The sequence below is a fragment of the Vibrio tapetis subsp. quintayensis genome, assembly GCF_030409945.1.
In the GTDB taxonomy this organism is placed as follows: Bacteria; Pseudomonadota; Gammaproteobacteria; order Enterobacterales; family Vibrionaceae; genus Vibrio; species Vibrio quintayensis.
The window spans coordinates 117,307-139,265 of sequence record NZ_JAUFQV010000012.1 but is presented as its reverse complement, the minus strand read 5'-3'; the positions used below and the strand labels follow the sequence as shown (position 1 = coordinate 139,265).

Below are 21,959 nucleotides of genomic sequence, written 5' to 3'. Positions count from 1 at the left end.
GCTACATTTCGCAGGGTTTTACCATGTTTTTTGAAATTTCACCAAGAGCTCGGCAAGGTCTCAGTTAGTGATCTAACGTTACGATATACTGCTTATTGCCTTTGACTGCCATAATGTGAATGATGAACAACGTGTTATCTCAATTTTCAACATCGTTTCTGCGCGCTGCTTGCCTTTCTGTTTGTTTGTTATCCGCGGCTCATGCAGAAACAACGATTAGCGTACATTTAGATAACGACGGTATGCTTGGAACCGATAAAGACTATTCAAACGGATTATTTTTTGATGTACAAACCAAGCTAAAAAGTGCGCCTCTTGTTTGGCTAGAAAAAGAAAATTCCGACTATTACTTAGGTGTGTCGTTGAGCCAAAAAATATGGACACCAACCGACATCCGTCAACTAGAACCTGCACCTAACGAGCGCCCCTATGCCGGGTTGTCCTACCTTACCACTCGTCTAGCAATACGCTCACCGAAAGAACATCAAAATATTGAATTGATGCTGGGTACGTTAGGCGAAAAATCTCTGGCTTCTATGTCTCAACGATGGGTTCATGATTTGATCGGTTCTCCACGGCCAGCAGGCTGGCAATATCAAGTGGAAGAACCGCTTGTTTGGGGTGCTAACTATCAACAACATAATGCTTTGTACGACAGTAGTATGGATTCGAGTGGCTTTGAAACTACTTGGATAAATCGAGTACAATTAGGTAATTTTCAGCCTGAAATCGCGTCTGGAGTACTGTGGCGGTACGGATCTAACTTGGCGTCCACATTTGGTTCAACAACCATCAGCTATGCTCAGCCCAATCAGACGTTATATGCTCCTAAAGACCAAGCTGGCTACTTCTACTTTACTGGCATTGAAGCGCGTTACCGTTTTCAGGATTTAACGTTAAGCGGCGCCACCCCACCAGAAGTGTACCCTGTATCCATACAGCACTGGCAAAGTACTGCGCAAATTGGTGCTGTCGGCTATTATCACGGACTGGGTATCGGGTTTACCGTTGTCGCAAAATCTCCAGATTACTTAGAAGATCAACACAATCTCCATGCCGCGGCCTCTCTGTCGCTATTTTGGATGTTATAACACTTAAAAATCAATACCTCAGTACGCTTACTTTGGCACTGATAATTCCGTTGTTTGATTCCGAGAATCAAACAAGAATGACTATTTAAAGTGCCCAAATTGTAATAAAATAACGGCAAAAATAATCCTAAGAGAAATGCTCATGTCTACAGCTGGTCGTATTCATTCTTTCGAATCATGTGGCACCGTCGATGGCCCAGGAATTCGTTTTATTGTGTTCTTGCAAGGCTGCTTAATGCGCTGCAAATACTGTCATAACCGAGATACTTGGGATACTCATGATGGTAAAGAAGTCACAGTCGAAGAAATCATCAATGAAGCCAAGTCATACAAACACTTCATGAGAGCATCCGGTGGCGGTATTACATGTTCTGGTGGTGAAGCACTACTGCAACCAGAGTTTGTACGCGACTTTTTTAAAGCGGCTCACGCTGAAGGCATTCATACTTGTTTAGATACCAATGGCCACGTACGTAAGCATACGGATGTCATCGATGAAATCTTAGAAGTCTCCGACTTAGTCATGCTAGATATTAAGCATATGCAAGATGAAATTCACCAAGATTTAGTGGGTGTATCAAACAAGCGAACTTTGGATTTTGCTCGTTATTTGCATAAGGTTGGCCAAACAACATGGATACGCTATGTTGTGGTACCGGGTTATACGGACGATGAAGAGTCTGCCCACCTACTTGGTGAGTTCATTAAAGACATGGATAACGTCGAAAAAATTGAACTGCTGCCGTACCACAAATTGGGCGCACATAAATGGGAAGCGTTAGGCTACGACTACCCACTTGATGGTGTTAATCCTCCAGAAAAAGAAACCATGGATAAGATCAAGTCTATCCTCGAGCAGTACAACGATAACGTTAAATACTAATACAATTATCCGCGTATTATTTAGCCAGCATATTTGCTGGCTTTTTTAATTATCATGCTTGCTTCTCTTTTTCAGCCCCTCCCCTTTAGAACAGCGGAAAAATTAGCCAGTCAGACCTTATCAATATTAAAACCGTGTTGAGATCATGTTTCATTGTGTCTAATAACTGTTACTCTATTGCCAGACAAATAAACTATAAAATGAGGCTTCTCTATGGAAATGACTGACGCTCAACGTCTGATCCTTTCGAATCAATATTACTTGATGTCACGATTAACTCCGGACAACTCTGAAAAGTATCAGCGTCTACAGACCATTGTAGAGCGTGGTTATGGGCTACAAATGCAAGAGCTCAATAAAGAATTCGGTTGTATTACAGAAGACGAATGTCGCGAAATCATCAACATCATGGAAATGTACCATGCTATGCAAGAGTCCAATAAAATGCTGGATGATGCAGAGCGAAACAATGTTGATCAGCGCCGTCTGATATTCTTAGGCTTTGATATCGCGTCAGAAGCACAACAAGTCAACTATGTCCGATTTTTGATCGACTCTGAAGGGCTATACACGCAATTTGAAAAAGGTGACCACCACTTCAATGCGCAAATGCCAATGCTAGACAAATACCGTCGTATGCTGACTACATGGCAAAATTGCCCTCGTCAGTATCACCTATCATCGGCTGAGTTTAAGCAAATATTCAACGCATAGTCGCGAGAGAATAACTAGCTAACAGACAACAAAAAAGCGCTTTGATTAATGGGCGCTTTTTTTCTCATTCACCTGGCTCTGTCATGTGTTTATTCGCCACAAATGATGAGGATCCATCGCTCAGTAACCCTTATCTTCCATGCTACATACGTTAACGAATGGCCTTTAGCTTTTTATCGCCTCCAAGTTTCAAACCAAAATAAACTTGTCGAATACTGATTAGTTAAACCAGCGCTAAAACAGTATTACAAGAAATCATTATCACAATAATTGATACGTATTACAGTGCATATTCGTCTCTCGCTATACGTGCTCCTGACCGTAAACGCCGCTGCGATGAGATATTGCGTAATTATTTAATAGGTCATGACCTTATCTCTTTGAAAAAAAAGAATTCAGGTTTTGACATCCTCCGTTTTGTCGCCATGCCGCATTTACCAACAACTCTCTACATATTCTTTACAATATTTCACAAATAAATAGCGAAAAAGCAGGCAGAGTTAAAGATACCTGTCTAACCTTAATTACTGACGGATGTGACATTTTCGCTGTTTCCGTGTCGATAGGACAGGTTTAGAGGGGTATTCGCTATGAGCATTTTTGACCACTACCAGGCTCGCTACGAAGCAGCCAAGGATGAAGAGCTTTCACTTCAGGATTTCTTATCACTTTGTCGAGAAGACAAAAGCGCTTACGCGAACGCAGCAGAACGTTTGCTACTCGCCATTGGTGAACCAGAAATCATAGACACTGCACAAGATCCAACGTTAAGCAGGATTTTTTCCAACCGAGTCATTTCCCGCTACGAAACATTCAAAGATTTTTACGGCATGGAAGATGCGATTGAACAAATTGTTTCTTACCTAAAACACGCCTCACAAGGGCTAGAAGAACGAAAACAAATTCTTTACCTATTGGGCCCTGTCGGTGGTGGTAAATCATCTCTGGCAGAAAAACTCAAAGCCCTAATGGAAAAAATGCCGATTTACGTCCTGTCCGCTGACGGCGTGCGTAGCCCAGTCAACGACCACCCATTCTGTTTGTTTGACGTCAACGAAGATGGCGAACTGCTCAAATCTGAATATGGCATTCAAAAGCGTTACGTTCGTTCCACCATGTCTCCTTGGGCTGCCAAAAGATTGCATGAATTCGGTGGCGATATTTCTAGGTTCAAAGTGGTGAAAGTTCGACCGTCCATTCTAGACCAAAAAGGAATCGCTAAAACCGAACCTGGAGACGAGAACAACCAAGACATTTCATCCCTAGTGGGTAAAGTAGATATTCGCCAATTGGAGCACTTCTCTCAAGACGATCCTGATGCATACAGCTACTCTGGTGCGTTATGTCGAGCAAACCAAGGCTTGATGGAATTCGTAGAAATGTTCAAGGCACCCATTAAGGTGTTGCATCCACTGCTTACGGCAACGCAAGAAGGCAACTACAACGGTACCGAAGGGCTTTCTGCCCTGCCATTTGATGGCATGATTTTGGCGCACTCAAACGAATCGGAGTGGCAGACGTTCCGCAACAACAAAAATAACGAAGCCTTCTTAGACCGAGTTTACATTGTTAAGGTGCCCTACTGTCTTCGTGTTTCCGAAGAAATCAAAATTTACCAAAAACTGCTCGAACACAGTGAACTGTCATTAGCGCCATGCTCTCCAAGTACATTGGAAACACTGGCTCAGTTCAGCATTCTTTCTCGCCTCAAAGATCCAGAGAACTCATCGATCTTCTCTAAGATGCGAGTCTACGATGGCGAAACCCTGAAAGACACCGATCCTAAAGCCAAGAGTTATCAAGAATATCGTGACTTTGCTGGCGTTGATGAGGGCATGTCAGGGCTATCCACTCGTTTTGCTTTCAAAATTCTGTCACGAGTATTTAATTTTGACCAATCCGAAGTGGCGGCTAACCCAGTACACCTGTTTTATGTCATTGAACAACAAGTGGAACGCGAGCAATTCCCACAAGAAGTTGGTGAGCGTTACTTGGAGTTCTTGAAAGGCTATTTGGTGCCAAAATACGTCGAGTTTATTGGCAAAGAAATCCAAACTGCGTATTTGGAGTCCTACTCTGAATACGGCCAAAACATCTTTGACCGCTATGTCACCTATGCCGACTTCTGGATTCAAGATCAGGAGTACCGAGATCCAGACACCGGACAACTGTTTGATCGTGGCGCGTTAAACAACGAACTAGAGAAAATCGAAAAAACAGCGGGCATCAGTAATCCAAAAGATTTCCGCAACGAAATCGTTAACTTCGTACTGCGTGCCAAAGCGAATAACAACGGACACAACCCAGTTTGGACTAGCTACGAGAAACTCAGAACGGTTATTGAGAAGAAAATGTTCTCAAATACGGAAGAGCTACTTCCGGTTATTTCGTTTAATGCAAAAACCTCGACTGATGATCAGAAAAAACACGACGACTTTGTCGCTCGTATGATGGAGAAGGGCTACACCAAGAAACAAGTGCGCTTGTTGTCTGAATGGTATTTACGAGTGCGTAAATCATCGTAGCCTGCGTGGCTGGATAATTTCACCACTAGAAAAGGATATCAGTAGACCAGTGTCTTGAACCGAAATGCAGGAGCCATGTTCCTGCTTTCGCTTCAATCACGGAGTTTGACACTTTGACGTTTCAGAGGGAGTAACTTATGGCGCAATTTATTGACCGTAGGCTCAATGGCAAAAACAAAAGCACCGTTAACAGACAGCGCTTTTTAAGACGCCATAAAGAGAAGATTAAAGAATCGGTATCTGATGCCGTCAATCGTCGTTCCATCACCAACACCGATACCGGTGAAGACATCGCTATTCCAAGTAAAGACATCAATGAACCTGCCTTTCACCAAGGACAAGGCGGTGTTAGAGACCGCGTACACCCAGGCAACGACCAATTCTCTCCTGGCGATAAGATAGAGCGCCCGAAAGGTGGCGATCAAGGTTCTGGAGCTGGTGAGGGCGATGCGAGCCAAGATGGTGAGGGCGAAGATGAATTCGTATTCCAGATTTCCAAGGACGAATACTTAGACATTTTATTTGAAGATTTAGCGCTGCCCAATCTTCAAAAAAACCAAGTAAACAAAATTACTGAGTGGAAAACCCACCGCTCCGGTTTTCAAACCGCAGGCATTCCCGCCAACATCTCTGTCGTGCGATCACTGCAACAGTCCCTCGCAAGGCGAACGGCCATGACGTCGGGTAAACGTCGGATGCTTAAAGAGCTGGAAGCAGAATTGAGTCGAATAGAAAATGAAGAACCGGCAAAACCATTACTGGAAAAAGAAATAAAAGACGAAATAGATAGCTTACGTAACAAAATAAAAAGCGTGCCGTTTATCGACACGTTTGATTTACGCTTTAAAAACTATGAAAAACGCCCTATCCCATCCAGCCAGGCTGTCATGTTTTGCTTAATGGATGTATCAGGCTCGATGGATCAAGCGACGAAAGACATCGCTAAACGCTTTTACGTACTCTTGTATTTATTTCTAACCCGTACCTATGAAAACGTAGAAGTGGTGTTTATTCGTCACCACACCCAGGCCAAAGAAGTAGACGAACATGAATTCTTCTATTCTCAAGAAACTGGCGGAACCATCGTTTCAAGTGCATTAAAGCTGATGAATGACATCGTTTCAGATAGATACCCAAGAAACGAATGGAACATCTACGCTGCGCAAGCGTCCGATGGCGACAATTGGGCTGACGATTCTCCAAAATGTAAGGAACTGCTGGTTAGCCAACTGTTGCCCACTTGCCAGTATTACTCATACATTGAAATCACCAGACGCAGCCATCAAACGTTATGGCATGAATATGAAAAACTAGAAGAAACATTCGACAATTTCGCCATGAAAAACATTAAAACTGTGGATGATATTTTCCCTGTATTTAGGGAGCTGTTTCATAAAGAGACAGCATAGGGAGGTGCGCTATGACGACAACAACAAACAAAATGCTGCCCGACGGACCGGACTGGACGTTCGACTTACTCGACGACTACCACAAAGAAATCAAACGTGTGGCTGAACACTACCGCCTTGACGCTTATCCGAATCAAATCGAAGTAATCACTGCGGAACAAATGATGGACGCCTATTCTAGTATTGGTATGCCGATCAACTACCATCACTGGTCATTTGGCAAGAAGTTCATTCAAACGGAACAAAACTACAAACACGGACAAATGGGGCTTGCCTATGAAATCGTGATCAACTCAGATCCATGTATCGCTTACCTCATGGAAGAGAATACCATCACAATGCAGGCGTTGGTTATGGCTCACGCCTGTTATGGACACAACTCTTTCTTTAAAGGCAATTATCTGTTTCAAACTTGGACGGACGCCAGTTCAATCGTAGATTATCTGCTGTTTGCTCGCAATTACATCACTGAATGCGAAACCAAACATGGCGTAGATGAAGTCGAAAAACTTCTCGATTCGTGCCATGCCCTAATGAATTATGGTGTCGACCGCTATAAACGCCCAGAGAAAATCTCTATCGTTGAAGAAAAAGCGCGGCAGGAATCTAGAGAAGCGTACCTACAGTCTCAAGTCAATGACCTATGGAAAACCGTACCACGGTCTGAAGAAAAAGAAACGCAAGAACGTCCTCGATTTCCCAGTGAACCACAAGAAAACATTCTTTACTTCATCGAAAAACACGCACCTCTTCTTGAGCCGTGGCAGCGTGAAGTTGTGAGAATTGTACGAAAAATTAGCCAATATTTTTATCCGCAAAAACAGACTCAGGTAATGAATGAAGGCTGGGCGACATTTTGGCACTACACCATCCTAAACCACCTTTATGACGATGGATTGGTCTCGGACAAATTCATGCTAGAGTTTCTTCATAGTCACACCAGCGTTGTTGCACAACCGGCTTATAATAGCCCTTACTTCAGTGGTATTAACCCTTACGCACTCGGTTTTGCTATGTTCCAAGACATTCGTCGGATCTGCGAAGATCCAACGGAAGAAGACAAACAATGGTTCCCTGAAATCGCGGGCAGTAACTGGTTAGATACGTTGCATTTCGCAATGGAAAACTTCAAAGACGAAAGCTTTATTAGCCAATATCTCTCTCCTAAATTAATGAGAGACTTCAAACTCTTTTCAATCAAAGACGATGACCGGAAAAACTACATTGAGATAAGTGAAATACACAATGAAACTGGCTACAAAATTGTACGTGAGAAACTCGCCGCTCAATACAATTTGAGTAATCTAGAGCCAAACATACAAGTATGGAATGTAGATGTCAGAGGCGACCGTTCACTCATCTTACAATACGTCCCTCAAAACAGAGTGCCACTGCATAAAAGTTACCCTGAAGTACTTAAGCACCTGCATCGCCTATGGGGCTTTGATGTCATCTTACAGCAAGAAAACGAAACGGGTGGTCACGAAATTCTAGGGACATGTCCGGATAAGGAACGATACAGCAGCGGCATATAACGATTGCCGCGTTCACATATTTTCAGAGTAAGTAACAACCTCCATTTGCCCATGTACGCCATGGGCTTTTTTTTAAGCCATGATTACTGCAACCAGTTGATGAGGCAGTGTTTATAGCCTGTAATATTTATATTCGATTACGATTGACAAAGGTGGTTGAGGTCGATTTAATTCAACCTAATTTCTAATATGGCAACAGAATGAAACAATTTTGATTGTTATGTTGTCATAGATATACTGAATAAAGATAATAACATCGATAATTCGAATTTAGACCATAGCCAACTGCGGAATTTTTATGAGCAACTCACAAAGCACCTCAAACGTACAATTTATCCGTGAGAACCCGAACATCATTACATGCTTATTGCCAGCTTATAATGAATCGAAAAACTTACCTCAGGTGGTTCAGGAAGCCTACGACTTTCTAAAAGATTACTGCAACGAAGTTGAGATTCTAATTGTTGACGATGGCAGTGCCGATGAAACGGTCGCTACGGCAAAAGAACTGTCGAAGCAGTACCCAATTTCCCTCGTCAAACTATCACGTAACTTTGGTAAAGAGATCGCTATCAGTGCTGGCCTAGACAATGCCCGTGGCGACGTAGTTATTTTAATGGATTCGGATGGTCAACACCCGTTATCAGTGGTGAAGCAATTCATTGAACATTGGCGTGAGGGTTACGACATGGTTTACGGTGTCCGTGATAACCGTGAAGATGAATCCTTGGCAAAGCGCGCGTTTACCAAAGTATACTATAGCCTCCTGAATCGAATCTCCGATGTACACATTCATCCTGACGCTGGCGATTTTCGTCTTATTGGCCGCAATGTCGTTGAGGCATTAAAGCAATTGCCAGAACGCACACGCATGATGAAAGGGTTATACGCATGGGTTGGCTTCAAAACCAAATCAGTCACGTTTGAAGTCGTCGACCGCCTCAGTGGTACCAGCAGCTTCCGTTTTCGCGATTTAACCTCGCTCGCAATGACGGGATTAACCTCGTTCAGTAGCATCCCACTAAAAATTTGGATGGTGATTGGTGCGGCAATTTCTGCACTCTCCTTTGGCTACGGCATTATGATCATGCTTAGAACGCTGATTTTTGGCTCAGACGTTCCAGGTTGGCCAACACTGACCATTGCTATCTTCTTCCTCGGTGGTATTCAATTACTGTCTATCGGTATCATGGGCGATTATTTGGCTCGCGTATTCTCTGAAGTTAAAAAGCGCCCTCTTTATATCGTTGAAGAATACCAACAAAGCAAAGATGAACGCGACGAAACCGAATCAACGAAAGAGTCCTGATGAAAAACCTGATTATTTGCGCAGATGATTTCGCCATGTCTGCTGAAGTCGACACGGCCATTATTGATTTGCTGGAACACAAGCGAATTTCTGCGACCAGCTGCATGACTTTAATGCCCAATTGGCAGCATTCAGCCCAGCAACTGAAGCCTTATCAATCCGATGCCGCATTGGGTTTGCATTTCGATTTGGGTCACATTGATTCGCTCGGTACATTAATGCTCAATGCCTTAACAAGGCGTTCTGATAAACAAACGCTATTAAGCACGCTGCAGGCTCAGCTTGATAACTATGAAGATGCGTTAAACCAGGCACCTGATTATTTGGATGGCCATCAACATGTTCATGCTTTTCCGCAGATTCGTGATGTGGTATTGAATGAACTATCAAGGCGATACTCTGATGGAAAAATCTGGGTTCGCGACCCTTCCGTACCTCTTAGCGGCCATGATTCAGCTATTAAAGCCGTGGCGATTCAGCTACTAAATCTTGGGTTCAAGCAGAAAATTCAAGGCCATAACTTAAAACACAATAATGGGTTTGCTGGTTTATACTCCATATGTGAACAGGCCGATTTTTCAGGCATGATGGAAGGATGGTTACAATCATTACCCCACCAAGGTTTGATCATGTGTCACCCTGCCACGAAGGGCGCAGATGTCGAACATGCTGCCGCTCGAAGTCAAGAGTATAACTACTTAATGAGCGACAGATACCGAGATTTTCTGCTTAAACAAGATATCCATCTGACTCATTTTAAATAGTCGTACTGGCTTTAAATAGCCGCTCAGGCAAATGAACCATTTTTGACCAAACGAACACTAGAAAGCCTGCTTAACCGCAGGCTTTGTCTGTTCATACGCCGACCCTAGACTCTACGACACGTACTACGCTTCTTGCAATCGAGTAACAACATCAATGACTAAAGGTACCATTTCTATCGCCGTTTTCGTTTCTTTGCGAGTATGCTCCCAGCATAGAAAAAAATGCTACATATGTGACCCCTCACCCGCTTAATGATGTGGCAAAATTTTTTAACACAGATGAATAGTGGTATAACAATAACGTGAATCCGGACGACTCACTCTGTTGCACAAGGAGTAGTAGCTATGCAGCCAGCACAATTAGATAACTATCCAACATTAAGCCTTTGTCATATCGAAAAACTCTCTAATCATACCGCCAATTTTATGGCTTCTCGTAGTAGAGAGCGAACGTTCCTACCACAACCTGGGGCGCAATGGTGGCAAATACGCTTTGACTCTCCGATTATCCTCGAGCAGTTCATTTCTACCATTTATTTGCATGGCTTTTTCGATGACATCGACATTCAAGGCTTGCAAGTTGAAATCCAAACCAACACCAATATTACGGCCCAGCTGATTCAATCGCTCACTGGCGATGACGATAAGCTCAGTATTGAGAACTTACAAAGTGAAGTGATCACAATTAATAATGACTCACACGCCATGATCTGTAATAGCAAAAATAGCGGTGCAATGGTGTTTAGTGGCGAACTAACCACCCACTTTCAATTCGATGCCTTTCCATCTCCCTGGGTGGTCTTAGAAGAGTTAAGTAAAAGTGTCAGTATCCACGATATTATTCACTTCGACCCAATCGGACATGTGATTGTACGTGGTGGTGAAGAAGTACGAGACGCTTTAGAAAAGCAACTTGGTCATTTTGTAAAATAGACTATTTTTTTCTCTGCATTAGTGACAGTATAAAGGGCGAAAAGAGCATTGAGCGAAAGGATTCCTATGCAACACCGAGGCGTTAAACGCAGAGAATTATTAAAGGCGGCAGTACGAAAACTGCTAACTGAAAACGATATTGGCGATGTCACGTTTGCTGACATTGCTAAAGAAGCCGGCATTCCCAAGAGTTCGGCCTACCATTTTTACGCCAATATTGATGAGATATACACAGAGGTAGCCATCGAGTATGGCGAGTTGCTGCTTAGAGAACTAAGCAAAATTCCTGCTGATGAGGAAGTAGATACATGGCATAACATCGTTGATATCCTTGTTACCCGCGCCATTCACTTTTATCAAACTCAACCCCCTGCCCGTCAACTATTTATATCCGGTAAAACATCGGCAAGTATTAAGCAAAAAGACCGTAAAAACGATGAAGATATCGCCATCGCAATCTTTACGATATTGGACCATTTCTTTCAATTGCCTAGCTTTGACCGACAATCAGATATCTTCTTTATTTGGGTTGAAATCGTCGACACGATTTTCACTATCTCCCAAATGAAATATGGCATTATTACCAAGGGCATGGAAAGTGAAGCCAAACGCGCAGCTAAAGCTTACCTTGGAACTTATTTACCATTAGACACTCCACTGAGAGCAAAAGCGCTTTAGCTGAGTCACCATTTCTGACGCATAAAGTCGACAATAAACCAACATATACAATGAATATGCACACGTCCATTTAGAATCTAAATTGAAAAAGCCGCTAGATGAAAAAACCATCATAAGGATTAATTTCATTTAGCGGCTTTTTATGTTTATTAAATCGCTCGTTAACTACTTATTTTAACGGGCTATTTTACCATCCAGTTATGCTACTGCCTCGCTATTCTAAAATACGTCTTACGGCTTCTAGATCTTCCGGTGTATCAACACCTGCAGCGGGCGCAGTTTTCGCCACCGCCACGTGAATTTTCTCACCGTACCAAAGCACGCGCAATTGCTCTAAGCACTCAATTTTCTCTAGTGCACTCGGCTGCCAGTTAATGTAAGTGTTCACAAAACCAGCACGATACGCATAGATGCCAATATGACGTTGCAACGGTTGAGCCAATTTAGACGTATTTTTTGCAAACGAGTCTCTGTCCCATGGGATGGTCGCACGACTAAAGTAAAGTGCATATCCTTTTTCGTCAGTAATCACTTTTACTGCATTCGGGTTAAACGCTTCTTCTTCATCAGTGATATCAACCGACAGCGTTGCCATCGGCGCTTCACTGCCTGCCAAGTTATCCGCGACTTGACGAATAATCTCAGGTGGAATCAACGGCTCATCACCTTGAACGTTCACAATGATATGCGACTCGGGAATCGACATTTTCTCGATCACTTCAGCGAGTCTTTCTGTACCTGATTCATGGCTGGGTGACGTCATACAGACTTCCGCTCCAAACCCATGAGCCACCGCTTCCACACGGCTATCATCAGTCGCAATAATGACCTTCTCGGCACCAGAGCGCATCGCTTGTTGGTAAACCCATTCAATCATAGGCTTACCCGCGATGTCGGCTAGTGGCTTACCCGGTAGACGAGTTGACTGGTAACGTGCGGGGATAATAACCGTGAAAGACATTACTTCCCCTCGTCCATCGACATAGTGCGAGCTTCAGGCTCAATCAGCACAGGGATCCCCTCTTTGATAGGGAAAGCAAGCTTGTCAAATTTGCATATCAGCTCTTGCTTATCTTTGTCATAAGTCAGCTTACCTTTGCATAATGGGCAAGCTACGATTTCAAGAAGACGATGATCCATAGTGTTCTTTTACCTCTATAATTTTTCTAATAATTTGTCGTGCATTTTCCGGTAACTGAGCAGAAACCGGAAGATACCACCAATTTTTGTCACTAAACGTCGCACACTTAACGGCGTCTTTTTCGGTCATGATGACATGATCGCCATGTTGCAATAGCCCATTAACTTGCGATTTAGTGATGGCTTGGTGATCAGCAAATCCTTGTGTTTTCACAACTTGAGCATCAAGAGCGCTCAAAGTATTGAAAAAGCGTTTCGGGTGGCCAATGCCTGCAAAAGCCACAAGATTGGTTAAGTCACTTACAGCCTTGTGCTCACCAGTGACCAAATTAATGGCCATGCTCGGTTTGAGTTGCATTGCAAACTCGCCAGTGTGTGCTACGCCACCATTAGTAATAAGATAATCAACCTCTGGTAACCTTGCCACGTTTTCACGTAATGGCCCTAAAGGCAGCAATTGCTGATTGCCAAAGCGACGTTGACCATCAATCACTACGATTTCAATGTCTCGTTGCAAAGCATAGTGCTGTAGCCCATCGTCGGTGATCACGACGTCAACCGGGTTCGTTTTATCCGCTTGCGCTAATAGTGTCTGTACCGCTTGACTTCGGTTTGGGTCTACCACCACTTCCGCGCCAGTTCTGCGACGAATCAATAATGGCTCATCGCCACATTCATTTGTATGAGAGTCGTGTTGGACAACGAACGGATAATGTTTAGCTTTACCACCATAACCACGAGACACCACACCAACGTGCAGACCTTGAGCTTGCAGTTGTTCGACCAACCAAACTACTACCGGTGTTTTACCATTACCACCAGCGGTAATGTTGCCGACGACCACAATAGGTACAGGCGCTCGATAACTGGGTTTAACACCCGATTGAAAATCTCGACGACGCTTTCGACTGATCGCACCAAACAACAGGCTTAGTGGCCACAACACTGGCCAAAATAGCCATCTCGTCCAGTGTTGTTCAAACCAAATCTTATCGATCATTTAGCCTTTACTCGCTAAATTGAATTTTATGTAGCTGCGCGTATGCCCCACCCAACTCTAAAAGCTCTGAATGATGACCACGTTCCACGATTTGACCATTGTCGACCACGAGTATTTCATCTGCATTTTCGATGGTAGACAGTCGGTGCGCGATAACCAATACCGTCTTGTTCTTTTGCAGTTCATCTAATGCCGATTGAATGGCACGCTCAGACTCTGTATCCAGTGCAGACGTTGCTTCATCTAAAATAAGTACCGGAGAGTCACGCAGTAATGCACGAGCAATGGCTAAACGCTGACGTTGGCCACCAGAAAGGTTGGCACCATTTTCACCGATCACCGTGTCATAACCCTGATCCAGGCCCAAAATAAAGTCATGAGCATAAGCCAATTCAGCCGCGTGTTCGATTTGCTCTTGGTTGTATTTGTCTTCAGCCGCATAAGCAATATTGTTCGCTACGCTGTCATTAAATAAATGAACATGCTGAGATACTAAGCCGAAATGAGTTCGTAGATTTTTCAGCTCATAATCACGAATATCATTACCATCTAGCGTTATTTGACCGCCGTCTAAGTCGTAGAAGCGAGTAAACAAGTTAGCAATGGTACTTTTTCCCGAACCAGAACGACCTACTAACGCCACTGTTTTCCCTGCAGGCAATGTAAAGCTTACATCACGCAGTGCGGGCGTCTCACTTGTTGGGTAAGTGAACGTCGCGTTTTTCACTTCAATGTCGCCTGACGCTTTTTGCTTCGTCACTTTGCCATTGTCTTCTTCTGTTGGCATATCCATTAAGCCAAACAGCGTTTGACAAGCCGCCATACCACGTTGGAAATCAGACGTAACCGCCGTTAACCCACGAAGAGGGCGCAACATGCTTAACATGGCAGAGAATACAACCGTGAATGTACCTGCGGTTAAGTCTGCACGAATAGAATCAACACTCGCTAGAAACAACACCGTCACAAGAGCCATTGAACCGATCATTTGGATCACAGGGCTCGCCAGTTGCTGAGCCACCACCATTTTCATGGTTTGCTGACGCATGCGATTACTGACGGATTCAAAACGACCTTTTTCTACGTCTTGACCGCCGTAGCTCAATACGACTTTGTGGCCGTTAAGCATTTGCTCGGAAGAGGTGGTCAAATTACCCATCTCGGTTTGCATGTCTTTTGAAATTCGTCTAAAGCGCTTAGAGACCTTACTGATCGAGATCCCTACCACAGGGCCTACCACCAACAACACCAATGATAGCTCCCAGCTGCTCCACACCATAAGACCGATAAGACCGATAATACTGGCAGTCTCACGAACAATATTAACTAATGCTTGGCTAGTCGCCGATGCCACTTGCTCAGTATCGTAAGTAATGCGAGAGAGCAAACTGCCTGTCGATTCTTTATCAAAAAACGCCACCGGCATTTTCATGAAATGGTTAAAAATTTGCTGACGCAAAGACATGACGACGTTATTTGACACCCAGCTCATACAATACGCTGAGATAAACCCACTGGTGCCACGAATCAGCATCAAGGCCAAAATAATAAACGGCATCTGACGTAAGAAATTAGAATCTGCATTACCAAAGCCGTCATCTAGCAGGGGCTTAAGTAGAGATATCATGTAAGTGTCACTTAATGCGTTGATAACCAAAGTAACAACGGCGACAGCAATACCTGCTTTAAAAAGAGAAATATAAGGCCACAGGCGCTTAAAAGTCTGTTTGGTCGATTGATCTTGTTCGTGCGACATAACTTATTATTTTTCGTTAAAATTTTGCCCTATTCTACTCTGTTACGCACGATCTGCCTATACCATCTTGGTGAAAGCTGAGTTCTAGCACTAGATACCTGGTACGCGTCGTTTTTAAAGTGAATGCTTATCTGGCCGTAGGTGCCTGTATCCATCCACTTTGAGGGGATTGAACGATATTGATTCAAAACTTGTTTCGCGGGCATTCCCCATTGATTATCGAGCGCTAAAGAAGCAAGTGCGAGTTTAGGTTTCACCTGATTGACAAAAAGTCCTTTAGAAGAGGTGGCGCTTCCGTGATGAGGCACTAACATGATTTCTGCTCGCAACAGCGCTTTATTTCTTGCCAAGATCATTTCACTAACGGCATCGATGTCTCCGGTTAACAGAACTTGTGTACGGCCGTCATCCACGGTAATCACACACGAATGTGGGTTGTGGGCTCGTTTAACCATTTTAGGTGGCCAGTGAACCGTAAATTGCAACCCGTTCCAGCGCCAGTGATCCCCTTTTATACAACTCTCGTAACCGGGTAGATACTGACTGGCACGTTTCCATTTAGGATCAAGAACCTCTTCTACATAACCTCGCCCTCCTGCATGGTCACTATCGAGGTGACTCAATAACAAGCCGTCTAATGTTTGAATGGCCAACTTTTGCAGCACTGGATTGATTACACTTTGCGCATAACTGCCACCAGGCCACGCAAGTCCAGTATCATAAAGTACCGCATCACCATCTTTTTCAATCAACACCGCTAGCCCATGGCCAACATCTAATACGTGTAGGTACCAGCCATCTCGGGAGCGATATGGCCAAAAGATCAGCAAGAAAACCGTGCAAATCACTGCTAGTTGCATACGATTGAAAATTAAATAACCACAGGAAAGCAGCAGAGGCAGTACGCTTAAGGCCGTCCATTGACTGCCGATCGCTATCCAAGCGTTGCTCGCAAAAGTCATCGAGTGAAGAATCGGCCTTAATGTAACGTCTACAAGCGCCCAAATCATTTCAGCAATGAAAGGGAAAAGTGACATACAAAATAGACCAACAGCAATCAGCGGCATAACGACGGCACCCACCATCGGCACAAACACGAGATTGTAGAGTGGCGCCAATAAAGTAACCCCTTGAAACAAGTAGATACTGATCGGTAACATACCCACCAACATCCAAAACTGAAAATAGAACAACTGCTTTAATCGCTCTGTCCAACCACGGCCAAATTTGCATGTACCGATAAACAAATAGATAGCAGCTACAGCACAAAACGACATCCAAAAACCTGAGGACATTATGGCAAACGGATCGAAGAATAATAAACTACACAAGCAGATTAGAATGACTTTCCATGCATTAAAATGCAAACCCAATGAATGAAACAACACCAATATCGAGCACATGAATAACGCACGCTGAGTTGGCAAGCTAAATCCAGCTAACCAAGCGTAGCCAAACGCAAACGACACGCCTATACATAAAGGCAGCCAAGGCAAAGTGCTTAGACAACGTCGTGGGTATTTCAAATGGGGAACAATGGGCAGCATCAGCAGTGTATTGGCCGCTATCCCAATCCAATACCCCACTGCAAATGCAAGACCGATATGCAGCCCTGAAATAGCCATCAAATGAACCAGCCCACTGTTTTTGAGATCCCCCCAATCGTCAGAATTTAAACCGCGTCGGTCACCAAAAGTAAGGGCCATAATGAAAGCCTGTGAATCGAGGTGTTCACTTTGACTCAAGAGCTGCGCATGAAGCTTCGCTCTCAATGACTGACTGCTATTTACTCTTTGCGCACTTTTTACAACAGCATTGGCGTGCCAACCCTGCGAGATGAAGTGCTTTTCTTTATCGAAACCGGCGATATTGAGGCGACCCAGCACAGGCTTTAGTGCCACATCAAGCCGCCAACGTTCACCAAGTTGCGGTAATTCGGTCTTATTGAGCAATATTTCGTCATTTGGCCACAAGATTTGTAACCTCTGCTTATAATAAATAGGCAGTGGACGGTTATTTAATTGATTCACAACAAAAGAAGACTGATAGCCATGAGTTAATGGCTTAAAAAAACTATCAATTTGGCCTGTTATGGTAGTATCCTGACTGCCGTCGAATAAGACATCAATCTGTTGCTGGTATAACGATGCGTGTGAAAGCACTACGACTGCAGCAAAAAGTATTCCTCGAAGAAAGCCAAGAAGCGGCGTTAGTAGCGTAATGGGTATGAGAATGCCTAGCGGAATTAACCACGAGGGGTGCGGCATGGTTGTCCAAAGGGCCGATGAACAAACCATTGCGATAAAAGAAACCATTGTCCAGCAAGAAAAGTGAGCCATCATTCCTTATGCCGAAGAAATTAATTCAACGTTTTATGCCTGATCACGAATTGATAAAACGTCAGAAGGCTTTAAAAATATTTGGCAACGTTCTGTATAACCCGAACCTTTGGTGCTTAAACCGTCGTTCGGCTGCAGGTGCATTTGCCGTGGGTCTATTTATGGCTTTCGTTCCATTACCAAGCCAAATGATCATGGCTGCAGGCGCTGCTATTCTTTGCGGAGTCAATCTGCCGCTGTCTGTTGCCTTAGTGTGGATCAGTAACCCGATCACCATGCCCATTATGTTCTACTTTGCTTACAAAGTTGGCGCTCTTGCAATGTCTGTGCCACCTCAAGCTTTTCACTTTGAACTGTCCTGGGATTTCATCATGAGCCAGATGTCGACCATCGGCCCTCCGTTCATTCTTGGTTGCGCCATATGCGGCGTTGTTTCAGCCATGATCGGTTATTTTGGTATCAAAGGGCTTTGGCGATATTCAGTCGTCAGGAGCTGGCAAAAACGTAGTATTAGATTCAAGCTACGCTAAATTCAAAGACTATTGGCTAGGGCTGCGTGATTCTTCGAGACGTAAAACACATTCATGTAATTGAATTGTTTGTCAAAATATAAAAAAGGGCCTTTCGGCCCTTTTTTATGCATCCCACCTGCGATTTCCAATAACCGCATATGGACGTAAATCCGACTATTTCGAACTTAGTACCGCAGCTGGATTCATACTGCTTGCGCGACTTGCAGGATACAAGGTAGCCAGTAGGCTCAATACAATCGCCGTGCCCGATACCATCACCACATCCATCATGTTCACTTGTGACGGCAAGAACTCAACAAAATAGATGTCTCCTGATAGGAATTGATGCCCAATCAGCGTTTCTAACCCTTTAAGTAAAGGTGTCAAATTATACGCAACGGCTAAACCGACTAAACTGCCAGCAATACTGCCTGTCACTCCAGAGAATACTCCCTGCCAAATAAAGATGCGCCTGATCAACCCGTTTGTTGCCCCCATTGTCTTCAAGATGGCGATGTCTCCGGCCCTGTCTTTCACCGCCATCATTAATGTCGACACGATGTTAAAACAGGCTACGCCAATCACAAGCACCATCACAAGGTACATAATGGTGCGTACCAGTTGAATATCGCGGTATAAAAAGCCGTATTTTTGCTTCCAGCTTTTCAAATACACGTAGACAGGTAACTGACTGCCGACTTCACGAATGATCGAGTCAGCTTGCAGGACATCGGTCGTTTTCACCGATACACCCGTTACTGTGTTGCCTAAGCCAGTATAAGCTTGGGCATCTGCGATTGGCAGCAAGGCCAAACCATGATCAATTTGACCACCGAGGGCTAATAACCCAGTGACTTTTAGTCTCACTCTTTTCGGTGAACGTACTTTCAAATCATCACTGGCAGGAGGCAACAGCAGTGTGACACTGTCACCTATTTCAGCGCCAATATTTTGCGCAATGCCTTTACCTAAGATCACTTGCTTTTCGCCTGCCTTGAAGTTTCCCCACGCACTCTCCGTCATATAACGAGAAAGATCAGACACTCGAGACTCTGAGCTAGGATCAACGCCTCGCACTTCCAAGGCTTTAAGCTTGGCACCCTTCTCTATTAAACCCGTCATTCGAACATAAGGGGCAGCCGCTTCTACCTGCTCGCTGCTTTCTGCGATAGAGATAATGTCTTGCCATTGTGTGACAGGCTCTTTAACTCCTTCAAACTCGCCATGAGCAACAACAGAAAGCACTCGGTCTTGCAATTCACGCTCAAAGCCATTCATTGCGGACAAACCAATAATAATCACCGCCACACCGACAGCAATCCCTACGGTTGAAGACAATGAGATAAACGACACCATTTTATTGCGCTTTTTGGCCCTGCTAAATCGACCACCAATGAAAAGAGATAACCACTTATGCATCAACTGCTACCTTCTCTTTCATTTCGTTGTCATCCGTTAACAGACCGTCTTTCATAGACAATTGACGATCCATTTTTCCGGCCAGTTCACTGTCGTGGGTAACCACCAGGAACGCCGTGCCTGATTCTTGGTTCAGTTCACGCATCAAATCGTAAATAGACAAAGCGGTAGAATGATCCAAGTTCCCGGTCGGTTCATCAGCTAAGACCAAAGCAGGTTTATTCACCAGGGCTCGTGCAATCGCCACTCGTTGACGCTCTCCACCAGAAAGCTCTGACGGTCGATGCTCAACGCGGTGACCTAACCCAACTTTTTCAAGTAATTCATTCGCTCGCTTTTTCGCTTCAACAACATTGATCCCACCGATCATCAAAGGCATTGCCACGTTTTCTAACGCCGTAAAGTCCGCCAAAAGATGATGAAACTGGTACACAAAGCCAATATATTGATTGCGAATTCTGGCCTGTTTATTACTGTTTTGCTTATCCAGTTGCTCACCACGGAAAGTGACATGGCCGGAGGTTGTATCATCTAACGCACCAAGAATATGCAGTAAGGTACTTTTCCCTGAGCCAGAAGACCCAATAATCGATGCTAACTCCCCTTGTTTTAGTGAGAAACTCACTCCTTTTAACACTTCTGTTTCCATCCCACCTTCTTGGTAAGTTTTGCAAACAGATTGGCAATGTAAAAGATCACTCATAACGTAGGGCCTCGGCAGGTTTTACCGACGATGCGCGGTAAGAAGGGAAAAGCGTTGCTACAATACTGAGCAATATCGCCAGTACAATAACGGTAATAATTTGTGTTGGTATGATCAATACAGGCAGTTCAGTACCAACAGAAAACAAACTGACACCAAACATTTTTAGAATGTCGTTCAGATATAACGATAAGGTTATGCCTAGACCACCACCAACGAGTGAGCCGATGATACCGCTGCTCGCGCCTTGAACCATAAACACCATTAATACTTGGTGATTAGTCATGCCCTGCGTTTTCAAAATCGCCACTTCGGCTTGTTTTTCCATCACCACCATAATCAGCGCAGAAATGATGTTAAACGCCGCAACACCGACAATTAGACCTAGCATCAGCCCCATCATGTTTTTTTCCATTTTAACGGCTTGAAATAGCTCCCCACGTTGCTCTCGCCAATCGCTCCAATGCCATTCTTCAGGTAGCGGTTGCTTAGCTAACGTTGAAACCACAAAGGGATCTTCAAAAAACAAGCGCCAACCAGAAATAGTGTCTTGGGAGTATTTCATCAAACGACCGACATCTTCAATGTTGGCGACCATCAATTGAGCGTCAATGTCTGATCCAGTATTAAACAACCCAGCCACGGTGAAATTTCGCTGCCTTGGTACTCGCCCAAGCGGCGTAAATTGGCTCGCACCCGTTACCATTAAGCGCACTTTGTCACCAACCCGCACGTTTAACTGCCTTGACAGTGCATGGCCTAAAAACACGCGGTATTCGCCCGCCTGCAAAGACGCCAGTTGGCCACCAATTAAATGATACTGAATAGGGTCATCTTGGCTCGGATCAATCCCGATAAGTAACCCAGCCGACAGTTGCACTGGGCTTTGAATTACCGCTTCACTTCGAACAATTGGATGAACGGATTGCACGTGTGGCATGCTGGTGAGAAACTCAGGTGGCTGTTCAGAACGCTCTGTTTTCCCATCGTGGGTTGAAACAACGGCCTGAGGAAGCACCCCAAGAATGCGGCCTTTTAACTGCGCTTCAAACCCGTTCATTACAGAAAGCACCGTAATCAACGACATAACGCCAATAGTGATGCCCGCCGTAGACATATAGGAGACAAAGCGGCTAAATCGGTCACCTGATCGGCCACGTAAATAACGCAAACCGATGTAGGCCGAAATTGGATGGAACATAGAGTAAAACCTTAGATAAATGCTAGCGGTTAATGTAACGATAAAGCG

At 44.2% G+C, this 21,959-nt stretch carries 19 protein-coding genes; 11 read left to right on the top strand and 8 right to left on the bottom strand.

The window, feature by feature from the left end; translation table 11 throughout:
• Nucleotides 1–131: 131 nt before the first annotated feature.
• From QWZ04_RS05500 to QWZ04_RS05455, 10 genes are all read left to right on the top strand, one after another.
• The gene (locus QWZ04_RS05500; RefSeq protein ID WP_290325765.1) at nt 132–1,091 is read left to right on the top strand and encodes a lipid A deacylase LpxR family protein; all 960 of its coding nucleotides are present in this window, start codon (nt 132–134) and stop codon (nt 1,089–1,091) included.
• Between the two features lie 142 nt (nt 1,092–1,233).
• Nucleotides 1,234–1,974 carry a pyruvate formate lyase 1-activating protein gene (pflA, locus tag QWZ04_RS05495; protein WP_290325761.1) on the top strand — a complete coding sequence of 247 codons (741 nt, stop codon included), beginning with the start codon at nt 1,234–1,236 and terminating at the stop codon, nt 1,972–1,974.
• 213 nt (nt 1,975–2,187) lie between these two features.
• The gene (locus QWZ04_RS05490; protein ID WP_290325760.1) at nt 2,188–2,688 is read left to right on the top strand and encodes a YfbU family protein; all 501 of its coding nucleotides are present in this window, start codon (nt 2,188–2,190) and stop codon (nt 2,686–2,688) included.
• Nucleotides 2,689–3,278: 590 nt separating this feature from the next.
• Nucleotides 3,279–5,213, top strand: a complete 1,935-nt coding sequence (locus tag QWZ04_RS05485; RefSeq protein WP_290325758.1) for a PrkA family serine protein kinase — start codon at nt 3,279–3,281, stop codon at nt 5,211–5,213.
• Nucleotides 5,214–5,350: 137 nt separating this feature from the next.
• Nucleotides 5,351–6,622 (top strand): YeaH/YhbH family protein, encoded by a 1,272-nt coding sequence (locus tag QWZ04_RS05480; RefSeq protein ID WP_290325756.1) that lies wholly within the window; start codon nt 5,351–5,353, stop codon nt 6,620–6,622.
• Between the two features lie 11 nt (nt 6,623–6,633).
• Nucleotides 6,634–8,157 carry a SpoVR family protein gene (locus QWZ04_RS05475; RefSeq protein ID WP_290325754.1) on the top strand — a complete coding sequence of 508 codons (1,524 nt, stop codon included), beginning with the start codon at nt 6,634–6,636 and terminating at the stop codon, nt 8,155–8,157.
• Nucleotides 8,158–8,455: 298 nt separating this feature from the next.
• Nucleotides 8,456–9,466, top strand: coding sequence for a glycosyltransferase family 2 protein (locus tag QWZ04_RS05470; protein WP_290325752.1), 1,011 nt, complete (start codon nt 8,456–8,458; stop codon nt 9,464–9,466).
• Entirely contained in the window at nt 9,466–10,230 is a 765-nt protein-coding gene (locus QWZ04_RS05465; RefSeq protein ID WP_290325750.1) for a ChbG/HpnK family deacetylase, read from the top strand. Before QWZ04_RS05470 ends, QWZ04_RS05465 begins: the two co-directional genes overlap by 1 nt.
• Nucleotides 10,231–10,575: 345 nt before the next feature.
• The gene (locus QWZ04_RS05460) at nt 10,576–11,163 is read left to right on the top strand and encodes a hypothetical protein (RefSeq protein WP_290325748.1); all 588 of its coding nucleotides are present in this window, start codon (nt 10,576–10,578) and stop codon (nt 11,161–11,163) included.
• 66 nt (nt 11,164–11,229) lie between these two features.
• Nucleotides 11,230–11,841, top strand: coding sequence for a TetR/AcrR family transcriptional regulator (locus QWZ04_RS05455; protein WP_290325746.1), 612 nt, complete (start codon nt 11,230–11,232; stop codon nt 11,839–11,841).
• Between the two features lie 214 nt (nt 11,842–12,055).
• Here the strand turns inward: QWZ04_RS05455 and kdsB are convergent, their stop codons facing one another.
• The 5 genes from kdsB to QWZ04_RS05430 are packed head-to-tail and all read right to left on the bottom strand — an operon-like array spanning nt 12,056 to nt 18,079.
• Nucleotides 12,056–12,802, bottom strand: coding sequence for a 3-deoxy-manno-octulosonate cytidylyltransferase (gene kdsB / locus QWZ04_RS05450; protein WP_290325744.1), 747 nt, complete (start codon nt 12,800–12,802; stop codon nt 12,056–12,058).
• A complete protein-coding gene (locus QWZ04_RS05445) occupies nt 12,802–12,981 on the bottom strand; it encodes a Trm112 family protein (RefSeq protein ID WP_290325742.1) in 180 nt (59 codons plus the stop codon). The genes kdsB and QWZ04_RS05445 overlap by 1 nt, the downstream gene beginning before the upstream one ends.
• Nucleotides 12,962–13,981, bottom strand: a complete 1,020-nt coding sequence (gene lpxK, locus QWZ04_RS05440) for a tetraacyldisaccharide 4'-kinase (RefSeq protein ID WP_290325739.1) — start codon at nt 13,979–13,981, stop codon at nt 12,962–12,964. Before lpxK ends, QWZ04_RS05445 begins: the two co-directional genes overlap by 20 nt.
• 7 nt (nt 13,982–13,988) lie before the next feature.
• Entirely contained in the window at nt 13,989–15,737 is a 1,749-nt protein-coding gene (gene msbA / locus QWZ04_RS05435) for a lipid A ABC transporter ATP-binding protein/permease MsbA (protein ID WP_290325737.1), read from the bottom strand.
• A 29-nt stretch (nt 15,738–15,766) separates the two neighbouring features.
• Nucleotides 15,767–18,079: a DNA internalization-related competence protein ComEC/Rec2 gene (locus QWZ04_RS05430; RefSeq protein ID WP_290325735.1), complete on the bottom strand. Its 2,313-nt coding sequence runs from the start codon at nt 18,077–18,079 to the stop codon at nt 15,767–15,769.
• A 5-nt stretch (nt 18,080–18,084) separates the two neighbouring features.
• Between QWZ04_RS05430 and QWZ04_RS05425 the strand changes: the two genes are divergently transcribed.
• Entirely contained in the window at nt 18,085–18,606 is a 522-nt protein-coding gene (locus tag QWZ04_RS05425; protein ID WP_290325733.1) for a DUF2062 domain-containing protein, read from the top strand.
• A 156-nt stretch (nt 18,607–18,762) separates the two neighbouring features.
• Here the strand turns inward: QWZ04_RS05425 and lolE are convergent, their stop codons facing one another.
• From lolE to lolC, 3 genes are read right to left on the bottom strand one after another with little or no spacing between them, the layout of a single operon-like run.
• Nucleotides 18,763–20,007 (bottom strand): lipoprotein-releasing ABC transporter permease subunit LolE, encoded by a 1,245-nt coding sequence (lolE, locus tag QWZ04_RS05420; RefSeq protein ID WP_290325731.1) that lies wholly within the window; start codon nt 20,005–20,007, stop codon nt 18,763–18,765.
• Nucleotides 20,000–20,710: a lipoprotein-releasing ABC transporter ATP-binding protein LolD gene (lolD, locus tag QWZ04_RS05415; protein ID WP_290325727.1), complete on the bottom strand. Its 711-nt coding sequence runs from the start codon at nt 20,708–20,710 to the stop codon at nt 20,000–20,002. Before lolD ends, lolE begins: the two co-directional genes overlap by 8 nt.
• On the bottom strand, nt 20,703–21,911 hold the full coding sequence (gene lolC, locus QWZ04_RS05410) for a lipoprotein-releasing ABC transporter permease subunit LolC (RefSeq protein WP_290325725.1): 1,209 nt from the start codon (nt 21,909–21,911) through the stop codon (nt 20,703–20,705). The genes lolD and lolC overlap by 8 nt, the downstream gene beginning before the upstream one ends.
• Between the last annotated feature and the right edge of the window lie 48 nt (nt 21,912–21,959).